This window comes from Marinimicrobium sp. LS-A18 (assembly GCF_000463525.1).
GTDB classification, from domain to species: domain Bacteria; phylum Pseudomonadota; class Gammaproteobacteria; order Pseudomonadales; family Cellvibrionaceae; genus Marinimicrobium; species Marinimicrobium koreense.
Map to the genome: position 1 here is coordinate 1,018,865 of NZ_AWEP01000006.1, position 17,020 is coordinate 1,035,884.

The window sequence follows — 17,020 nt, forward strand, 5'->3', positions numbered from 1 at the left end:
GGGCGGCCTCCGCGCAACGTCACCCTTCAACCGATTTCGCAGAGCGAGAAGATCATGCCAAAACGTACCGACATCAACAGCATTCTGATCCTGGGCGCGGGCCCGATCGTCATCGGCCAGGCCTGTGAGTTTGACTACTCCGGCGCCCAGGCCTGTAAGGCCCTGCGCGAAGAGGGTTACCGGGTGATACTGGTGAACTCCAACCCGGCCACCATCATGACCGACCCGGCAATGGCCGACGCCACCTACATCGAGCCCATTGAGTGGCGCACGGTGGAGCAGATCATCGAGAAGGAAAAGCCGGATGTGGTGCTGCCCACCATGGGTGGCCAGACCGCGCTCAATTGTGCCTTGGATCTGGCCAAACACGGCGTGCTGGAAAAGCACGGCGTCGAGCTGATCGGCGCCAACGAAGACGCCATCAATATGGCGGAAGACCGGGATCTGTTTGATCAGGCCATGAAGCGCATCGGTCTGGAGTGCGCCCGCGCCAAGATCGTCCACTCCATGGATGAAGCCCTGGAAGTGCCCAAAGAGTTCGGTTTCCCCTGCATCATCCGTCCGTCTTTCACCATGGGTGGCTCCGGTGGTGGTATTGCGTACAACTGGGAAGAGTTCGAGGAAATCTGTACCCGCGGCCTGGACCTGTCACCGGTCAATGAGCTGTTGATCGATGAATCCCTGCTCGGCTGGAAAGAGTACGAGATGGAGGTGGTTCGGGACAAAAGCGACAACTGCATCATTGTCTGCTCCATCGAGAACTTCGACCCCATGGGTGTGCACACCGGTGACTCCATCACCGTGGCCCCGGCCCAGACCCTGACCGACAAGGAATATCAGATCATGCGGAACGCCTCCCTGGCGGTACTGCGTGAGATCGGGGTAGAAACCGGCGGCTCCAATGTGCAGTTCGCGGTCAATCCGGACGATGGCCGGATGGTGGTGATCGAGATGAACCCCCGGGTATCCCGATCTTCCGCGCTGGCTTCCAAGGCGACCGGTTTTCCGATCGCCAAGATCGCGGCGAAGCTGGCGGTGGGTTACACCCTGGATGAACTGCAGAATGAAATTACCGGCGGTGCTACTCCGGCCTCGTTCGAGCCGACCATCGATTACGTGGTCACCAAAATTCCGCGCTTCACCTTTGAGAAGTTCGGCGACGCCGATGCCCGCCTGACCACCCAGATGAAATCCGTGGGTGAGGTGATGGCCATTGGCCGGACCTTCCAGGAATCCCTGCAGAAAGCCCTGCGCGGTCTGGAAGTCGGTTCTGCCGGTTTCGAATCCAAGGTGGACCTGAAGGATAACGATACTCCGGCGCGTCTGCGTCGTGAGCTGAACACCCCCGGGGCCGAACGCATCTGGTATCTCGGCGATGCCTTCCGTTTGGGAATGAGTGTCGAGGAAGCCTTCGAGGCGTCGAAAATTGATCCCTGGTTCCTGGTTCAGGTGAAAGACCTGATCGACAGTGAGCAGGCGCTGGACGGAAAAACCGTACAGGACCTGAACGCCGAGCTGCTGTTCCGCCTCAAGCGCAAAGGGTTCTCGGACAAGCGCCTGGCCAAACTGCTCGGCACCAGCGAGCAGGCGGTGCGTCAGCATCGTCACCAGTTGAACATCCGCCCGGCGTTCAAGCGGGTGGACACTTGTGCCGCCGAGTTCGCCACTTCCACCGCTTACATGTACTCCACGTACGAAGAAGAGTGTGAAGCCAACCCGAGCGACAAGGACAAGATTCTGGTCATCGGCGGCGGTCCTAACCGCATCGGTCAGGGCATCGAATTCGATTACTGCTGTGTACACGCCGCCTTCGCCATGCGCGATGAGGGCTACGAGACCATCATGGTCAACTGTAACCCGGAAACCGTGTCCACCGATTACGACACCTCCGATCGCCTGTTCTTCGAGCCGGTGACCCTGGAAGACGTGCTGGAAATCGTGCACAAAGAAAAACCCAAAGGCGTGATTGTGCAGTTCGGTGGTCAGACGCCGCTGAAGCTGGCCCGCGCCCTGGAAGCCGAAGGTGTGCCGATCATCGGTACCACCCCGGATGCCATCGACCGCGCCGAGGACCGTGAGCGCTTCCAGCAGATGATCAACAAGTTGGGCCTCAAGCAGCCGCCCAACGCCATCGTGCGTTCGTTTGAAGAGGCGCTACAGGCCGCCAAAGAAGTGGGCTACCCGCTGGTGGTACGCCCGTCCTATGTGCTGGGCGGTCGGGCCATGGAAATTGTCTATAAGGAAGACGAGCTGCGCGGCTATATGAATACCGCGGTAGAGGTTTCCGAAGACGCGCCGGTACTGCTGGACCACTTCCTGAGTGCCGCGATTGAAGTGGATGTCGATGCGGTCTGCGACGGTGAGCAGGTCGTCATCGGCGGGATCATGCAGCACATTGAGCAGTGTGGTGTTCACTCCGGTGATTCGGCCTGCTCTCTGCCGCCTTATTCACTACCGAAAGACGTGCAGAACCTGATGCGCGAGCAGATCAAGGCCATGGCTCTGGAGCTGGGTGTGATCGGTTTGATGAACACCCAGTTGGCTTACCAGGATGGCGAGATTTATGTGATTGAGGTGAACCCGCGGGCCTCGCGCACCGTGCCGTTTGTGTCCAAGTGCATTGGCGTGTCCCTGGCCAAAGTGGCAGCCCGGTGCCAGGCGGGCATCAGCCTGAAAGAGCAGGGCTTCACCCAGGAAATCGTGCCGGATTACTACAGCGTGAAAGAAGCGGTGTTCCCGTTCAACAAATTCCCGGCGGTGGACCCGATCCTGGGGCCAGAAATGAAATCGACCGGTGAAGTGATGGGGGTGGGCGACACCTTCGGTGAAGCCTTTGCCAAGGCCCAGCTCGGCGCCGGCAGCAAGCTGCCCACCACGGGCACGGCGTTTATCAGTGTACGCGATGTCGACAAGCCCGGCGTGGTCGTGGTCGGTAAGGAACTGAACAGTCTCGGATTCAAACTGGTGGCCACTCGTGGCACAGCCGCCGTCCTCAAAGAGGCTGGTCTCGAAGTAGATGTAGTCAACAAGGTGGCCGAGGGTCGTCCGCATATTGTGGATATGATCAAGAACAGTCAGATCAACCTGATTGTGAATACCACAGAAGGGCGGCAGGCGACCCGCGACTCGGCCTCGATTCGTCGCAGTGCGGAAAATCATCGGGTGTACTACACCACCACCCTGGCCGCCGGCGAGGCGGTGTGTATGGCACTGCGGTTTGGTCAATTTACACAAGTGCGGCGCCTGCAGGAGCTGCACGGGAGGATCGGTGCATGAGCAAGGTGCCCATGACAGTGGAAGGCGCAGAAGCTCTGCGCGAAGAGTTAAATGACCTGAAGAAAGTCCAGCGCCCGCGCATCAGCCAGGCGATTGCCGAGGCGCGCGAGCACGGTGATCTGAAAGAGAATGCCGAGTACCACGCCGCGCGGGAGCAGCAGAGCTTCTGCGAAGGCCGGATTCAGGAAATCGAAGGCAAGTTGGCCAATGCCCAGGTCATCGACGTCAAGACGATTCCGCCCAGCGGCAAGGTGATTTTCGGCACCACCGTGACCATCATCAACTGCGAGACCGAGCAGGAAGTAACCTATCGAATCGTGGGCGATGACGAGGCGGATGTGAAAGCCAACAAAATCTCCATCAATTCACCCATCGCCCGGGCCTTGATCGGCAAGGAAGAGGGGGATGTGGTCGAGGTGAAAACCCCCGGCGGTGAAGTCGAGTACGAAATCGACAAGGTGGAGCATATTTAGGTTGGGGTAACGGCGGATGCGCGCCTTACGGCGCTTATCCGCCCTACGCAAACTACTGTGCTATCCGGCGTAATCCAACCCCGACGCGACTACCTACCGCAACAAATTCGACAATTTCGGGTTCGGCTTCGGATTGGCCCGGTACAACAACGCCATCTTGCCCACCTGCTGAACCAGCTCCACGCCGTGCATGGCGGCCAGCTCATCGAGGAGTACCTTGCGGTCGTCCCGCTCGGCCACGGCAATCTTGACCTTGATCAGCTCATGATCATCCAACGCCCGGTTCAGCTCGGCGCGGACCCCGTCGCTCAGGCCGTTGTCGCCCAGGGTGACAATTGGCTTCAGGTTGTGCCCCAGGGCACGGAATTGTTTCTTGCGGTCGGCGCTTAGCGGCATGACAATACCTTCAAATCGTTTGGGTGAAAAAGCCTCTCATTGTAACGCATCTCCCCCGGAATCATCATGGCCAGATCCAAAAGCAGCAACCGTTGGCTGGACGAGCACTTCAGCGACCCTTACGTCAAACAGTCCCAGAAGGACGGCTATCGCTCCCGCGCCAGCTATAAGCTGATCGAGCTGGACAAGAAGGACAAACTGTTCAAGCCCGGCATGAGCGTGGTCGACCTGGGGTCGGCGCCGGGTGGTTGGTCTCAGGTGGCCGCCGATCGGGTGGGCGACAAGGGCATGGTGCTGGCGTCGGACATTCTGCCCATGGACAGCATTGCCGGGGTCGCGTTTATCCAGGGTGACTTTACCGAGGAAGCGGTGCTGGAGCAGCTGCTGGCCGCGCTCGGTGGGCAGAAGGCGGACCTTGTAATCTCCGATATGGCCCCCAACATGAGTGGGATGAATGCCGTTGACCAGCCCGCCGCCATCTATCTGGTGGAGCTGGCACTGGATATGGCCCGGCAGGTGTTGAAACCTGGCGGGCATTTTGTTGCCAAAGTGTTCCACGGCGAGGGCTTTGACCCCCTGCTGCAGGACACGCGCGACGCCTTTACCAAGGTGGCAGTGCGCAAACCCGACGCCTCCCGGGCCCGCTCCCGGGAGGTGTATCTGGTCGCCCGGGGCTTCAAAGGTTGAGGCCACGGCTGATCTATTGCCTCATAGGGTGCGTTTATTGGTATTGATGCGCTTATGGGCTCTATACTGTCACTGATTTGTTGTACAAAACGAGGGTATCTCCTTGAACGACATGACCAAAAATCTCATCCTGTGGCTGATCATCGCCGCCGTGCTGTTCACGGTGTTCCAGGGGTTCAATCAGCCCGCCAGTAGCGAGACCCTCAGCTACTCGGACTTCGTGCGCTCGGTCAAGAGCGAGCAGGTCCGGGAAGTCACCTTGCAGGGCCTGAAGGTCCAGGGCACCTATTCTGACGGCAGCACCTTCCAGACCACGCTGCCCCAGATTGGCGACCCCAAACTGATGGACGACCTGCTGAACTCCAACGTGACGGTGCGTAACAAGGAGCCGGAGCGCCCCAGCCTGTGGCATCAGCTGTTAGTGGCCAGTTTCCCGATTCTGATCATCATTGCCGTATTCCTGTTCTTCATGCGCCAGATGCAAGGGGGCATGGGGGGCGGCAAAGGCGGCCCCATGAGCTTTGGCAAAAGTAAAGCCAAGCTGCTCGGCGAAGACCAGGTCAAAACCACCTTTTCCGATGTGGCCGGGGTGGATGAGGCCAAAGAAGAGGTCAGCGAGCTGGTGGAATACCTGCGCGATCCCTCCAAATTCCAGCGCCTGGGTGGCCAGATCCCCCGGGGTGTACTGATGGCGGGCCCGCCCGGTACCGGTAAGACGCTGCTGGCCAAGGCCATTGCCGGTGAGGCAAAAGTGCCTTTCTTCTCGATTTCCGGTTCGGATTTCGTCGAAATGTTCGTCGGTGTGGGTGCGTCCCGGGTCCGCGACATGTTCGACCAGGCCAAGAAGCAGGCGCCCTGCATCATCTTTATTGATGAGATTGATGCCGTGGGTCGTCATCGTGGCGGTGGCCACGGCGGTGGTCACGACGAGCGCGAACAGACTCTGAACCAGTTGCTGGTGGAAATGGACGGTTTTGAAGGCAATGAAGGCGTGATCGTCATCGCCGCCACCAACCGTCCGGACGTGCTCGACAAGGCACTTCTGCGCCCGGGCCGTTTCGACCGCCAGGTGGTCGTCGGCCTGCCGGATATCCGCGGCCGCGAGCAGATCCTGAAAGTGCATATGCGCAAAGTCCCCATCGATGAGCGTGTCGAGGCCAATGTGATTGCCCGCGGTACCCCCGGTTTCTCCGGTGCGGACCTGGCCAACCTGGTGAACGAGGCGGCCCTGTTCGCCGCCCGTGGCAATAAGCGCCTGGTGACCATGGAGGAGTTCGAGAAAGCGCGTGACAAGATCATGATGGGCGCCGAGCGTCGCTCCATGGTGATGAGCGAGAAAGAAAAGGAAAACACCGCCTACCACGAAGCGGGCCATGCCATTGTGGGCAAGATCGTGCCCGAGCATGATCCCATCCACAAAGTGACCATTATTCCCCGCGGTCGGGCCCTGGGTGTCACCCAGTTCCTGCCCGAGGGGGACAAGTACAGCATGAGCCGCCGGGCCATTGAGTCCAGCATCTGCACCCTGTTTGGTGGCCGGATTGCCGAAGATATGACCCTGGGCGCCGAAGGTATTACCACCGGTGCGTCCAACGATATTGAGCGGGCCACCGAGCTGGCGCGCAATATGGTGACCAAGTGGGGTCTGTCGGAAAAGCTCGGTCCTCTGCACTACGGTGAGGACGAAGGCATGATGCCGGGCACTGGCTCGGCCAATTACTCCGGCGAAACCTCCAAGATGATTGACCAGGAAGTCCGCCGGATCATTGATGAGTGCTACAAGCGCGCCGAGCAGATTCTGCATGACAACCGGGATATCCTGGAGGCGATGAAAGACGCGCTGATGGAGTATGAGACCATCGACTCCGAGCAGGTCGACGACCTGATGGCTCGCCGCAAGGTGCGTCCGCCGCGCGACTGGCACGACGATGATTTCAATGGCCACCTCAAAGGCAAGGGCGGCGAAGCCGATGGCAAGTCAGACGGCAAAGGCGCCGAGGGTGAAGGCAAAGACAAGCCCATCGGCGGTCCCGCCGAGGACCACTGACCGCTCCCGGCGGCATTGAGTCATCAGTCTGTTATAATCCCCGGCCATTGCGCCGGGGATTTGTTTTTCCCGCCCGTTCAATACCCAGTATCGCCCAACCAGTTGGAATCATCGCCCATGCGTTTTGGCGCTCACAGTCTGGACCTGTCCCGACCCCGTCTGATGGGGGTTCTCAATACCACGCCGGACTCCTTCTCTGATGGTGGAAGTTACTATCAGGCGGGCCACCTGTCGCTGGACCTGGCCCGAAGGCGGGCCCAGCAGATGCTGGACGAAGGCGCCGAGATCATCGACATAGGCGGGGAATCGACCCGCCCGGGGTCAACGCCGGTCAGTGAGCAGGAAGAGCTGGACCGGGTGATCCCGGTGGTGGAAGCGGTGGCCGGTGAACTGGGCGCCCTGGTGTCGGTCGATACCAGTAGCCCGGCGGTCATTCGTGAATCGGCTCGAGCGGGTGCCGGGCTGATCAACGATGTGCGCGCATTGCAGCGCGAAGGCGCTCTGGCCGCCGCCGCCGACACGGGGCTTCCGGTGTGCCTGATGCATATGCAGGGCACCCCCGAGACCATGCAGGAGCGGCCCCAATACCAGGACCCGGTGGAAGAGGTTAAAGACTTTCTACTCCAGCGGGTATCCGCCTGTAAGGCCGCCGGAATCGGCGCCGAGCGGATTCTGCTCGATCCGGGGTTTGGCTTCGGGAAAACCCTTGAGCACAATCTGGCGCTGCTGCGCCGCCTCGGTGAATTCCAGGCCTTGGGGTACCCGGTGTTGGTGGGAATGTCCCGCAAATCCATGCTGGGGCACCTTCTGGGGCGCGACGTCAGTGAGCGCTTACCAGGCAGTCTGGCTCTGGCGATGGCCGCCGCTCAGCGCGGTGCCGGTATTATCCGGGTGCACGATGTGGCACCCACTCATGATGTTCTGGCAGTCCTGGCGGCGCTTTCGACCGATACGTCAGCCGCCGACTCGCCGTCTACTCATTAATCAGTAAAGCATTTGAGCGGGAGCAAGGATCCTATGGCGCGACAGTATTTTGGTACCGACGGTATTCGTGGGCAGGTCGGCGAGCCTCCCATCACGCCCGACTTCATGCTCAAGCTGGGTTGGGCCGCCGGTCGGGTACTGGTGGACCGCTTCTCCGGCCCGAACATGATTCTGATTGGCAAGGACACCCGGATCTCGGGCTATATGTTTGAATCCGCCCTGCAGGCGGGGTTGATCAATGCCGGCGTGGATGTCGGTCTGCTCGGTCCCATGCCCACCCCGGGTATTGCCTACCTGACCCGGACCTTTCAGGCCCAGGCCGGCATCGTGATCAGTGCCTCCCACAACGCCTATACCGATAATGGCATCAAGTTCTTTAGTGGCAACGGCACCAAGTTGCCGGACGATGTCGAGCTGGCCATTGAGGAGCAGTTGAATCAGCCCATGACCACGGCCGAACGGCTGGGCAAGGCCCGTCGAATCGAAGATGCCTCGGGCCGCTACATCGAATTCTGCAAGGGCACCATGCCTTGGGGTTTCAGTCTGCAGGGGCTGCAGATTGTGGTGGACTGCGCCAATGGCGCCACCTACCACATTGCCCCCAGCGTCTTCAGCGAGCTGGGGGCCAAGGTGATTCCGGTCGCCACGGACCCCAATGGCACCAACATCAATCGCGGGTGTGGCTCCACCAAAACCGACCTGCTCAAAGAAAAAGTCATGGAGCTGGGAGCGGATCTCGGTATTGCCTTTGATGGCGATGGCGACCGGGTAATGTTCGTGGATCACCGGGGCGAGATTGTCGACGGCGACGAATTGCTCTACATCATCGCCGACTACCAGCACCGCTATAGCGGCGGCTGCGATGGCGTGGCCGGCACCCTGATGAGCAACTTCGGGCTCGAGTTGGGCCTGAAGAAAATTGGCGTGCCTTTCGAGCGGGCCAAGGTGGGGGACCGTTACGTAATTGAAAAGATGCGTCAGAACGGCTGGACGTTGGGCGGTGAATCCTCGGGGCATATCGTCTGCAGCAACGTCACCACGACCGGAGACGGGATTATTTCCGCCCTGCAAGTGTTGTTAGCGCTTACTACCATGGGCGAGTCACTGAATAAGATCAAAAAAGGCATGCATAAAATGCCTCAGACCATGATCAACGTGCACCGCTCGCGGCAGATCGACCTGGATCAGGACTCCACCATCCAGGCGGCGGTCGCCAGTGTCGAGGACGAACTGGCCGGCACCGGCCGGGTGCTGCTGCGCCCCTCCGGTACCGAGCCGGTGGTACGGGTTATGGTAGAAGGGGAAGACAAAGCAAAGGTCAAGGAACTGTGCCAGGAACTGGCCGCTACGGTAGAAAAGGCTCTCAACTAGAAGAGCCGCTACACTGAAAAAGAGAGCAACACGAGACCCATCAACCAACATGAGAGAAAAGCGGGGTCAGAGCGCGATTTGGGATTGTATGTTATGCCCAACTTCGCTAACATTGGCGCCCGCTTTAAGGGGGACCCCTTGAGCGAGAGACACAGCCGCCAACGCCTGGTCGTTGGCAACTGGAAAATGAATGGCAGTCTGGCCGAAAACGCCTCACTGCTGAACGGTATTACCGCCCAGTGGCAGGGTGCGGAAAATGTAGAAACGGCTCTCTGCCCGCCCTACGTTTACCTCAGCCAAGCCGCTGAAGCGCTGTCCGGAAGCCCCGTTGAACTGGGGGCACAGACGGTCAGCGAATACGCCAACGGTGCGTACACCGGTGAAGTGTCCGGTACCATGCTGGCTGATCTGGGATGCCGCTACGTGATCGTGGGTCACAATGAGCGGCGCCGGATGCAGGGTGAAACCAGCGACCAGGTCGCGGAAAAGTTTCACGCGGCTCAGCAAGCGGGCCTGATTCCCATTCTCTGTGTCGGAGAGTCCGAACAAGAGCGGGACGCCGGCATGGCGCTGGAAACCATCGGTCACCAATTGCTGACCGTGGTCAAGCGTGTCGGACTTGAGGCGTTTGCGCGTGCGGTGGTGGCCTACGAGCCGGTATGGGCGGTAGGCACCGGGAAAACCGCCAGTCCCGAACAGGCGGAAGAAGTGCACCGCTTTATTCGCGCCGAGTTGGGCGAGCTGGGGCCCAAAACGCAGATTTTGTACGGAGGCAGTGTCAAGCCGGGTAATGCCGAACAACTGTTCGCACTGCCGGACATTGACGGAGCCTTACTCGGAGGCGCTTCCCTGAACGCCGACGATTTTGTCGCCATTTGCAGAGCCGCCGCCTGAGGGCGGGGCTTTGAAGCAGCGTATCGAATACGCCACGTTTTAAAGAGTAGAGACGAAACACCATGGAAACACTCGTTCTCGTTGTACACATTCTGACCGCCTTGGCCATTATCGCCCTGATCCTGCTCCAGCAGGGCAAGGGCGCGGTTGCCGGCGCCTCTTTCGGTTCCGGCGCCTCCCAGACCGTGTTCGGCAGTCAGGGCAGCGGTGGCTTTTTCACCCGCATGACCGGCATCTGCGCCGTCGTTTTCTTCGCCACCAGCTTTGGCCTGGCCATCATCGCCAAAAACAAGGCCGGCGTCGGTATCGACAGCGACATTCCCGCAGCGGTAGAACAGTCCGCCCCGGCCGCGCAAGACTCTGAAGTCCCGGCCGTGGAAGAAGAAAGCAGCGCGGACGAGGTTCCAGAAGTACCGGCTGAGTAATCAGCCGTTTAGAAAGCAGTTAGTTTGACCCCTTATATGCCCAAGTGGTGGAAGGGGTAGACGACGTACAGGGATGTGCTAGTGTCGCGGTAGGCAGGAAGCCGGGAGCGACCACGCGTAGCGTGTCGGGAATCTGGCACGGACTAGGCAAAGAAAAATGCAGTTAGTTTGACCCCTTATATGCCCAAGTGGTGGAATTGGTAGACACGCTATCTTGAGGGGGTAGTGGCGCAAGCCGTGCCGGTTCAAGTCCGGCCTTGGGCACCATACTGAAGAAGGTCCTACGCGAAAGCGTAGGACCTTTTTTTATGTGTGCCAGTCCGGACCAAGGTCCGGCGTGGGCTCGGCGCTTCCTTGCGCCTCGGTCCTTCGGACCAGCTTCGCTGCCCTAATTTGTTCCGGACAAATTAGTGGGCACTATATAGATAGAGGAAGACTCTCAGCTACGCGGAGGGCTTTCTTTGGTGCTTGGTTCGCGTAGGGTGGATAAGGCCGAAGGCCGCATCCACCGTTGCCATCTCCACCCTATCTCCCATGTCCTGACCAAACGACGTAAGTCCCAACGATCAGGTATAGTAATACCCAGTCCCGCCCCATCGACGGGATGCTATGGAAGGTTATAAAGGATAACGCTATGTCTGATTTCCTCTGGCCGGGATTGATCCTGGCCGCTGTCCTGATCTGGGTGGTGTGGTGTTTTAACCTCCTGGTGCGTCTGCGCAATCAGGTGCGTACCGCCTGGAGCGATATTGATGTGCAGCTGGCGCGCCGCCATGATCTTATTCCCCAATTGGTGCGCACCGTTCAGGCCTACACTGATCACGAACGGAGTCTTTTGACCGCCGTGACCGAGCTGCGAGCGAGGGCTGTCGAGAGCCAGCATCCAGGTCAGCTCGCCGCCCTTGAGAACGAGTTGGAGCAGTCGCTGTCTCGCCTTTTCATTCTCCAGGAAAGCTATCCGGACCTGAAAGCCGATGGCAACTTCAGTCAGTTGCAGCGCGACCTGGTGGAGACCGAGAATCTTCTGCAGTATGCACGGCGGTTTTACAACGGTGCGGTGCGTGCCCTCAATGATCGGGTGCTACAGTTTCCGGACCTTCTGATTGCGCGAGTAGCGGGCTTTTCAACGGCTGAGTTTTTCAGCGCAGCAGAGGATCAACGTGACGTGGTTTCGGTGAACAGGGAGGGAATGAAATGAAAGCGTTCTTGAATGGTCTGTTACTCGCTTTTTTCCTGGCGTTAGGCGTACTTCCGGCGTCAGCGCAGGAGCGGATTCTGAGTTTTCATTCAGACATCGTGGTCGAGGCCGACGGCACGCTTGATGTGACCGAGACCATCGAAGTGCGGGCCGAGGGCCGAAATATTCGCCGCGGCATCTATCGGGATTTTCCAACCCGCTATCGGGACCGTCGCGGTGACCGTGTCGTCGTCGGGTTTGAAGTGGTCAGTGTCACCCGCGACGGGAAACCCGAGCCCTGGTTTACCGAAGACCGGGCGAACGGTATTCGAATCAATACCGGCGATGACAGTTTCCTGCCGGCACCGCTCACCACCACCTACCGCATTCGCTATCGCACCAACCGGCAATTGGGGTTCTTCGAGCAGCACGACGAGCTTTACTGGAATGTGACCGGCACAGGATGGATGTTTGACATTGAGTCGGCCTCGGCTCGGGTGCAGTTGCCCAAGCCGGTGCCGGCCAGTCAATTGCAGTTGGATGTTTATACCGGCCCGCAGGGCAGTCGGGCCCAGCTCGCCCAAGCCGAGGTGACTGAACCGGGCGTGGTGCGTTTTGCCACCACTCAGCCGCTGGGTGTGCGAGAGGGGCTGACCATTGTGGTGGGTTTTCCAAAAGGTCTGGTGGAAGAACCCTCCGCGGGGCAGACGGTCATCTGGTTTCTGACCGACAACCGGGCGCAGTTGCTCCTGATCATCGGGCTGCTGGCGGTGTTCGGTTACTATTTTCATCACTGGCGCCGAGAGGGACGTGATCCTCAGACGGGTCCGGTGTTTGCGCGCTATTTCCCGCCCGAGGATTTCTCGCCCGGCGGTTTGCGTTACCTGGCCAAGGCGCGCTATGACGATCGATGTTTCGCGGCGGATTTGGTGCACTTGTCCGTGAAGGGCTTGGTTGCCATTCACCGTGACAAAAAGTGGCTCTCTGATGACTGGCGGCTGCAAAAACTCAGTGACGCGAACGACGTGGAACTCGCCCCAGCCGAGCGCACCCTGTTTTCCCGGTTGTTCGTGGACGCAGACGAATTGGCGCTTGAGCAGGCGAATCACACCATTTTGGGTGACGCGAAACGCCAACATCAGCGAGCGCTCAAGCAGCGCTTCAAGCCCCGCTATTTTGTCGACAACGTGGGGATTACCGTCAAAGGCGCGCTTGCTTCTGTGGCGTTGGGAGCGGTGGCGTTTTGGTTGGTGGGCAATCTGGCCTCTCTGACGTTCTGGGCGCTGCTGTCGGTGGTGATTCTTCTCAATGGCGTGTTCGCCAACCTGATGCGCCGCCCCACTCGGGAGGGGCGTAAGCTGCTGGACCACATCGAAGGTCTGAAACTGTACCTGTCGGTGGCCTCCAGAGATGAAATCGCGGGCCTGGAGCACCGCAACGCGGATGAGCCGCCACTCAACGCCGAGCGTTACGAAAGCCTTCTGCCGTTTGCATTGGCCCTGGGGGTTGAAGAGGCCTGGACCGGTCAGTTCATCAAAGCGGTGGGTATGGAGGCCGCCACCAGTGCGGCGCACGCTATGCATTGGTATCACGGTCCGCTTGGCCGTGGTGGCTTGGCGAGTCTGGGCAGTGATCTGGGCAAGTCGCTCAGCTCACAGATTGCCTCCGCGTCCGCTGCTCCTGGTACCAGCTCAGGGGGCGGTGGTGGCGGTTTCTCCGGTGGTGGAGGTGGCGGCGGAGGTGGCGGCGGCCGCTAGCCGTTAGCGCCGGAGATCGCTAAGATCAAGTTTTAGGTCTACCGGAGCCCCCATGAGTCTCAAGCAGATCGATCAGTTGCTGAATCCGCGCTCGGTGGCGGTCATCGGTGCGTCCAACAAGCCGAATCGTCCGGGCAATGCCGTGATGCGTAATCTGCTGCAAGGCAACTTTGCCGGGCCGATCATGCCGGTGACGCCCAAGTACCAGGCGGTCAACGGGGTGTTGGCCTACGGCTCGATCGAGGCGCTGCCGGAGGTGCCGGATCTGGCGATCATCTGTACCCGGGCGGCGCGGGTACCGGCGTTGATTCAGCAGTTGGGCAAGAAGGGCACGCGCAGCGTGATTGTGATTGCCGCCGGACTGGATGAGGTGCATACCGCCCAGGGCACCAGCCTGCAGGAACAGATGCTGGCGATTGCCCGACATTGGGGGGTGCGGCTGTTGGGGCCCAATTGTCTGGGGTTGTTTGTACCCGCCATCGGGCTGAACGCCAGCTATGCCCACACTCATGCGCTGCCGGGCAAGGTGGCCTTTGTGTCCCAGTCCTCCGGGGTGTGCGTCACCATTCTCGATTGGGCGCGCCGGCGGCGCATCGGTTTCTCCCACTTTGTTGCTCTGGGCGATGGGGCGGACATCGACTTTGATGAGTTGATCGATTACCTCGGGCGCGACCCCAAGACCCGGGCCATTCTCCTGTATATCGATTCCATCCGCGATGGGCGGGCCTTTCTGTCGGCGGCCCGGGCCGCCGCAGCGGGCAAGCCGATTCTCCTGATCAAGGCCGGGAATGCCCGCGAGGTGTCGGATGCAGTCAGCCGCTTGCCGGCCGAACAGCGCGGTTCCGACCGGGTGTATGATGCGGCCTTCCGGCGCGCGGGGATGCTGCGGGTGCAGGATCTGAGGGACCTGTTTGCCGCGGTGGAAACCCTCGCTTATGGCCGGGAGCTCACCAGTGAGCGGTTGGTGATTCTGGGTAACGGCAATGGTCCTGCCGCCATGGCGGCGGATGCGCTGATTGAGCGCGGTGGGCACCTGGTGACCTTCAGCGAGCAGACCGAGCAGACGCTGGCCCGGTTGGTGCCTCGCGGTGGGCGTGCCCGCAACCCGGTCAACTTGCTGGGCGATGCCCCGCCGGAACTCTATCGGGAGGTGCTCTCGGTGATTCTGGCCAGCGGTGAGGCAGACAACATTCTGGTGATGCATGCGCCTTCGGCGCTGCACGTTGGTGAAGTCTATGCCGAGGCGGTGTTGCATGCCTATGAGGCACACGCCGGGCGCAAGCCCAACCTGCTGGTGAACTGGATGGGCGAGGAAGCCGCTTATCCGGCCCGGGAGCGGTTTGCCCAGGCGGGTATCGCCTCCTTTCGCACACCTGAAGGCGCCGTGGCGGCCTTTATGTATCGGGTTCAATACCGGCGCAACCAGAAGCTGCTGTCGGAAACCCCGGACTCGGTCAGCGAGCTGATTCCCCACCACCCGCTATCGGTGCGCGCACTCATCGAGCGGGCGCTGGCGTCACCGCGGTTCGAGCTGTCCGCTCCGGAGGCGGCCGAGATGGTGGCGGCTTACGGTATTCGCACCCGGAATCCGGACGCTGAGGACAGCGCCCAAGAGGTGTATCAGGATGGCGTTGCGCTGCGCATTCAGGTGCGGGTCGACCCGGTATTCGGGCCGGTCATCGCCCTGGGAGAAGCGGGAGGCACTGCCGACTGGCTGTCTAACGCCGTGGTGGCTCTGCCGCCTCTGAATATGGCCCTGGCCCGCTACCTGGTGATTCAGGCCCTGGCCGAGGGCAAGATCCGCGAGCGCCATCAACCGCTGGAGCGCCACTCGCTCTGCTTGCTGTTGAGTCAAGTCAGTCAGCTGGTGGTCGACAATCCCGAGCTGGTCAGCCTTGATCTGCAACCGGTGATGATGCGGCAGGGCGTCTACACCGCGCTGGAGGTCTCGGCCCGTCTTGCCCCGGCCGAGCAGGCTCGTCCCATGGCCATCCGGCCTTATCCCAAAGAACTGGAGGCGCGAGTGACCCTGAAGGATGGTCGCTCGGTGTTGCTGCGTCCGATCCGGCCGGAAGATGAAGCCCGTCAACAGGCCTTCGATCACGCCCTGAGCCGGGAGGACCGTTACAACCGCTATTTTGGCGAGGTGTCCGAGTTTTCTCACGAGCAGATGGCCCGTGTGACCCAGATCGACTACGACCGGGAGATGGTGTTCATCGCCACCGAGCGCGACGAGCGGGGTGAGGAAGTCACTCTGGGGATGGTCCAGGCCCAGATGGACCCGGACAACCACGAAGGTGAGTTCAGCATTGCCATTCGCAGTGATCTCAAAGGCTGCGGGCTGGGGCGCTTGCTGCTGGGCAAGATGCTGGCGCACTGCCGAGACCAGGGGACCCGTCACCTGGTGGGCTGGACGCTCCCCCAGAATCGGGGCATGGCCAGTCTGGCTCGAAGCCTGGGGTTTCGGGTGAAGTACGACCCAGACGAAGAGGTCATCGACATGCGGATCGATTTACAGGCCGCGGACGCTACAGCTTCGCCAGCGCCTTGATGTGGGCCACGGCGCTGCGTCCCAGGGCTGACAGCGCATAGCCCCCCTCCAGAGTGGAGACAATGCCCCGACAGTGCTCGTCGGGGCGATCGCTCTCCCGGCTCTGATCCACCAGGGTCCGCAGTTGCTCGGTCACCCACTGGTAATCCCGATCGGTCAGGCTGATGGAGGACATATCGTCCTCCTCATGGGCGTCAAAACCGGCCGAGATCAGCAAGAGCTGCGGACGAAAACGCTTCAGTGCGGGCAGCCAGCGCTCGGTGATGGCCGCCCGAAACTCCTCACTGCGGCAGGTGGCGGGCAGAGGCACATTGACGATGTGATCGCGCTTAACGTCAATGGGGGTGCCGGGGTAGAAGGGGTGCTGAAAGCTGGAACAGAATAAGACCCGGGGCTCATCGTAGAACATGGTCTGAGTGCCATTGCCGTGGTGGACGTCGAAATCGGCGATGGCGACCCGTTGCAGTCCGTGCTGCGCCAGCGCGTGGGCGGCGGCGATGGCAACATTGTTGTACAGGCAGAAACCCATGGCCCGATCCGGCTCGGCGTGGTGGCCCGGCGGGCGCACGTTGCAGAAGACCGCATCGGTCTCCCCCTCCATCACCAGGTCCACACCATAGGCGGCGGCTCCGGCGGCATGCCGGGCGGCCTCCAGAGTGTCGCGACTAAGGTAGACATCGGTGTCGAAGGGCAGAATCTGATCCTCTCCCAGGGTTCGGGCCGCCTCGGCCAGACGGTCCAGATATTCCGCCTCATGGACCCGCAGCAGTTGCTCCCGGGTGACTGCCGGCGCCTGCTTGTGCAGCAGCAGCCCGTCCAGGCCGCTGGTCAAGAGGCGATTGTTGATGGCATCCAGACGTTCGGGGCACTCCGGGTGGCCGTCGGGCATCCGGTGTCGATGGCAGCTCGGGTGGGAGAGGATGGTCGCCAGCATGGATTGCCTCCGGGTTGGGCACCCATGCGGTGCCGAAACGATGACCGC

At 60.7% G+C, this 17,020-nt stretch carries 13 protein-coding genes and 1 tRNA gene; 12 read left to right on the plus strand and 2 right to left on the minus strand.

All coding sequences use genetic code 11. The features are described 5' to 3' along the window. Nucleotides 1–54 precede the first annotated feature (54 nt). Nucleotides 55–3,276 carry a carbamoyl-phosphate synthase large subunit gene (carB, locus tag N645_RS0115405; protein ID WP_024462408.1) on the plus strand — a complete coding sequence of 1,074 codons (3,222 nt, stop codon included), beginning with the start codon at nt 55–57 and terminating at the stop codon, nt 3,274–3,276. After that, nucleotides 3,273–3,749, plus strand: coding sequence for a transcription elongation factor GreA (greA, locus tag N645_RS0115410; RefSeq protein ID WP_024462409.1), 477 nt, complete (start codon nt 3,273–3,275; stop codon nt 3,747–3,749). Before carB ends, greA begins: the two co-directional genes overlap by 4 nt. A gap of 93 nt (nt 3,750–3,842) precedes the next feature. Here the strand turns inward: greA and N645_RS0115415 are convergent, their stop codons facing one another. Further along, the gene (locus N645_RS0115415; protein ID WP_024462410.1) at nt 3,843–4,145 is read right to left on the minus strand and encodes a YhbY family RNA-binding protein; all 303 of its coding nucleotides are present in this window, start codon (nt 4,143–4,145) and stop codon (nt 3,843–3,845) included. Nucleotides 4,146–4,211: 66 nt separating this feature from the next. Here N645_RS0115415 and rlmE point away from each other — a divergent pair, with 66 nt between their 5' ends. The 10 genes from rlmE (at nt 4,212) to N645_RS0115465 (ending at nt 16,038) form a co-directional block, all read left to right on the plus strand. After that, nucleotides 4,212–4,832, plus strand: coding sequence for a 23S rRNA (uridine(2552)-2'-O)-methyltransferase RlmE (rlmE, locus tag N645_RS0115420; RefSeq protein ID WP_024462411.1), 621 nt, complete (start codon nt 4,212–4,214; stop codon nt 4,830–4,832). 112 nt (nt 4,833–4,944) lie between these two features. Next, the gene (gene ftsH, locus N645_RS0115425) at nt 4,945–6,879 is read left to right on the plus strand and encodes an ATP-dependent zinc metalloprotease FtsH (RefSeq protein ID WP_051174481.1); all 1,935 of its coding nucleotides are present in this window, start codon (nt 4,945–4,947) and stop codon (nt 6,877–6,879) included. 117 nt (nt 6,880–6,996) lie between these two features. Beyond that, nucleotides 6,997–7,863 (plus strand): dihydropteroate synthase, encoded by an 867-nt coding sequence (gene folP, locus N645_RS0115430; RefSeq protein WP_024462413.1) that lies wholly within the window; start codon nt 6,997–6,999, stop codon nt 7,861–7,863. A gap of 33 nt (nt 7,864–7,896) precedes the next feature. Further along, nucleotides 7,897–9,234, plus strand: a complete 1,338-nt coding sequence (gene glmM / locus N645_RS0115435; protein ID WP_024462414.1) for a phosphoglucosamine mutase — start codon at nt 7,897–7,899, stop codon at nt 9,232–9,234. 93 nt (nt 9,235–9,327) lie between these two features. After that, entirely contained in the window at nt 9,328–10,128 is an 801-nt protein-coding gene (tpiA, locus tag N645_RS0115440) for a triose-phosphate isomerase (protein WP_024462415.1), read from the plus strand. A gap of 62 nt (nt 10,129–10,190) precedes the next feature. Next, nucleotides 10,191–10,553 carry a preprotein translocase subunit SecG gene (gene secG / locus N645_RS0115445; protein ID WP_024462416.1) on the plus strand — a complete coding sequence of 121 codons (363 nt, stop codon included), beginning with the start codon at nt 10,191–10,193 and terminating at the stop codon, nt 10,551–10,553. A gap of 182 nt (nt 10,554–10,735) precedes the next feature. Beyond that, a tRNA-Leu gene (locus tag N645_RS0115450) sits at nt 10,736–10,820 on the plus strand. Between the two features lie 367 nt (nt 10,821–11,187). Then, nucleotides 11,188–11,751: a LemA family protein gene (locus tag N645_RS0115455; RefSeq protein ID WP_024462417.1), complete on the plus strand. Its 564-nt coding sequence runs from the start codon at nt 11,188–11,190 to the stop codon at nt 11,749–11,751. After that, on the plus strand, nt 11,748–13,487 hold the full coding sequence (locus N645_RS0115460) for a DUF2207 domain-containing protein (protein ID WP_024462418.1): 1,740 nt from the start codon (nt 11,748–11,750) through the stop codon (nt 13,485–13,487). Before N645_RS0115455 ends, N645_RS0115460 begins: the two co-directional genes overlap by 4 nt. 52 nt (nt 13,488–13,539) lie before the next feature. Next, a complete protein-coding gene (locus N645_RS0115465; protein ID WP_024462419.1) occupies nt 13,540–16,038 on the plus strand; it encodes an acetate--CoA ligase family protein in 2,499 nt (832 codons plus the stop codon). On the opposite strand, the gene N645_RS0115470 is transcribed toward N645_RS0115465, so the two are convergent. After that, nucleotides 16,016–16,972: a histone deacetylase family protein gene (locus N645_RS0115470; protein WP_024462420.1), complete on the minus strand. Its 957-nt coding sequence runs from the start codon at nt 16,970–16,972 to the stop codon at nt 16,016–16,018. The genes N645_RS0115465 and N645_RS0115470 overlap by 23 nt on opposite strands. Between the last annotated feature and the right edge of the window lie 48 nt (nt 16,973–17,020).

Excerpts from the sequence above, each read along its gene's own strand:
- N645_RS0115470 (WP_024462420.1), bottom strand. The coding sequence starts at position 16,972 with ATGCTGGCGACCATCCTCTCCCACCCGAGCTGCCATCGACACCGGATG.
- tpiA (WP_024462415.1), top strand. The coding sequence starts at position 9,328 with ATGCCCAACTTCGCTAACATTGGCGCCCGCTTTAAGGGGGACCCCTTG.
- rlmE (WP_024462411.1), top strand. The coding sequence starts at position 4,212 with ATGGCCAGATCCAAAAGCAGCAACCGTTGGCTGGACGAGCACTTCAGC.
- glmM (WP_024462414.1), top strand. The coding sequence starts at position 7,897 with ATGGCGCGACAGTATTTTGGTACCGACGGTATTCGTGGGCAGGTCGGC.
- secG (WP_024462416.1), top strand. The coding sequence starts at position 10,191 with ATGGAAACACTCGTTCTCGTTGTACACATTCTGACCGCCTTGGCCATT.
- N645_RS0115455 (WP_024462417.1), top strand. The coding sequence starts at position 11,188 with ATGTCTGATTTCCTCTGGCCGGGATTGATCCTGGCCGCTGTCCTGATC.
- N645_RS0115415 (WP_024462410.1), bottom strand. The coding sequence starts at position 4,145 with ATGCCGCTAAGCGCCGACCGCAAGAAACAATTCCGTGCCCTGGGGCAC.
- folP (WP_024462413.1), top strand. The coding sequence starts at position 6,997 with ATGCGTTTTGGCGCTCACAGTCTGGACCTGTCCCGACCCCGTCTGATG.
- N645_RS0115460 (WP_024462418.1), top strand. The coding sequence starts at position 11,748 with ATGAAAGCGTTCTTGAATGGTCTGTTACTCGCTTTTTTCCTGGCGTTA.
- ftsH (WP_051174481.1), top strand. The coding sequence starts at position 4,945 with ATGACCAAAAATCTCATCCTGTGGCTGATCATCGCCGCCGTGCTGTTC.
- N645_RS0115465 (WP_024462419.1), top strand. The coding sequence starts at position 13,540 with ATGAGTCTCAAGCAGATCGATCAGTTGCTGAATCCGCGCTCGGTGGCG.
- carB (WP_024462408.1), top strand. The coding sequence starts at position 55 with ATGCCAAAACGTACCGACATCAACAGCATTCTGATCCTGGGCGCGGGC.
- greA (WP_024462409.1), top strand. The coding sequence starts at position 3,273 with ATGAGCAAGGTGCCCATGACAGTGGAAGGCGCAGAAGCTCTGCGCGAA.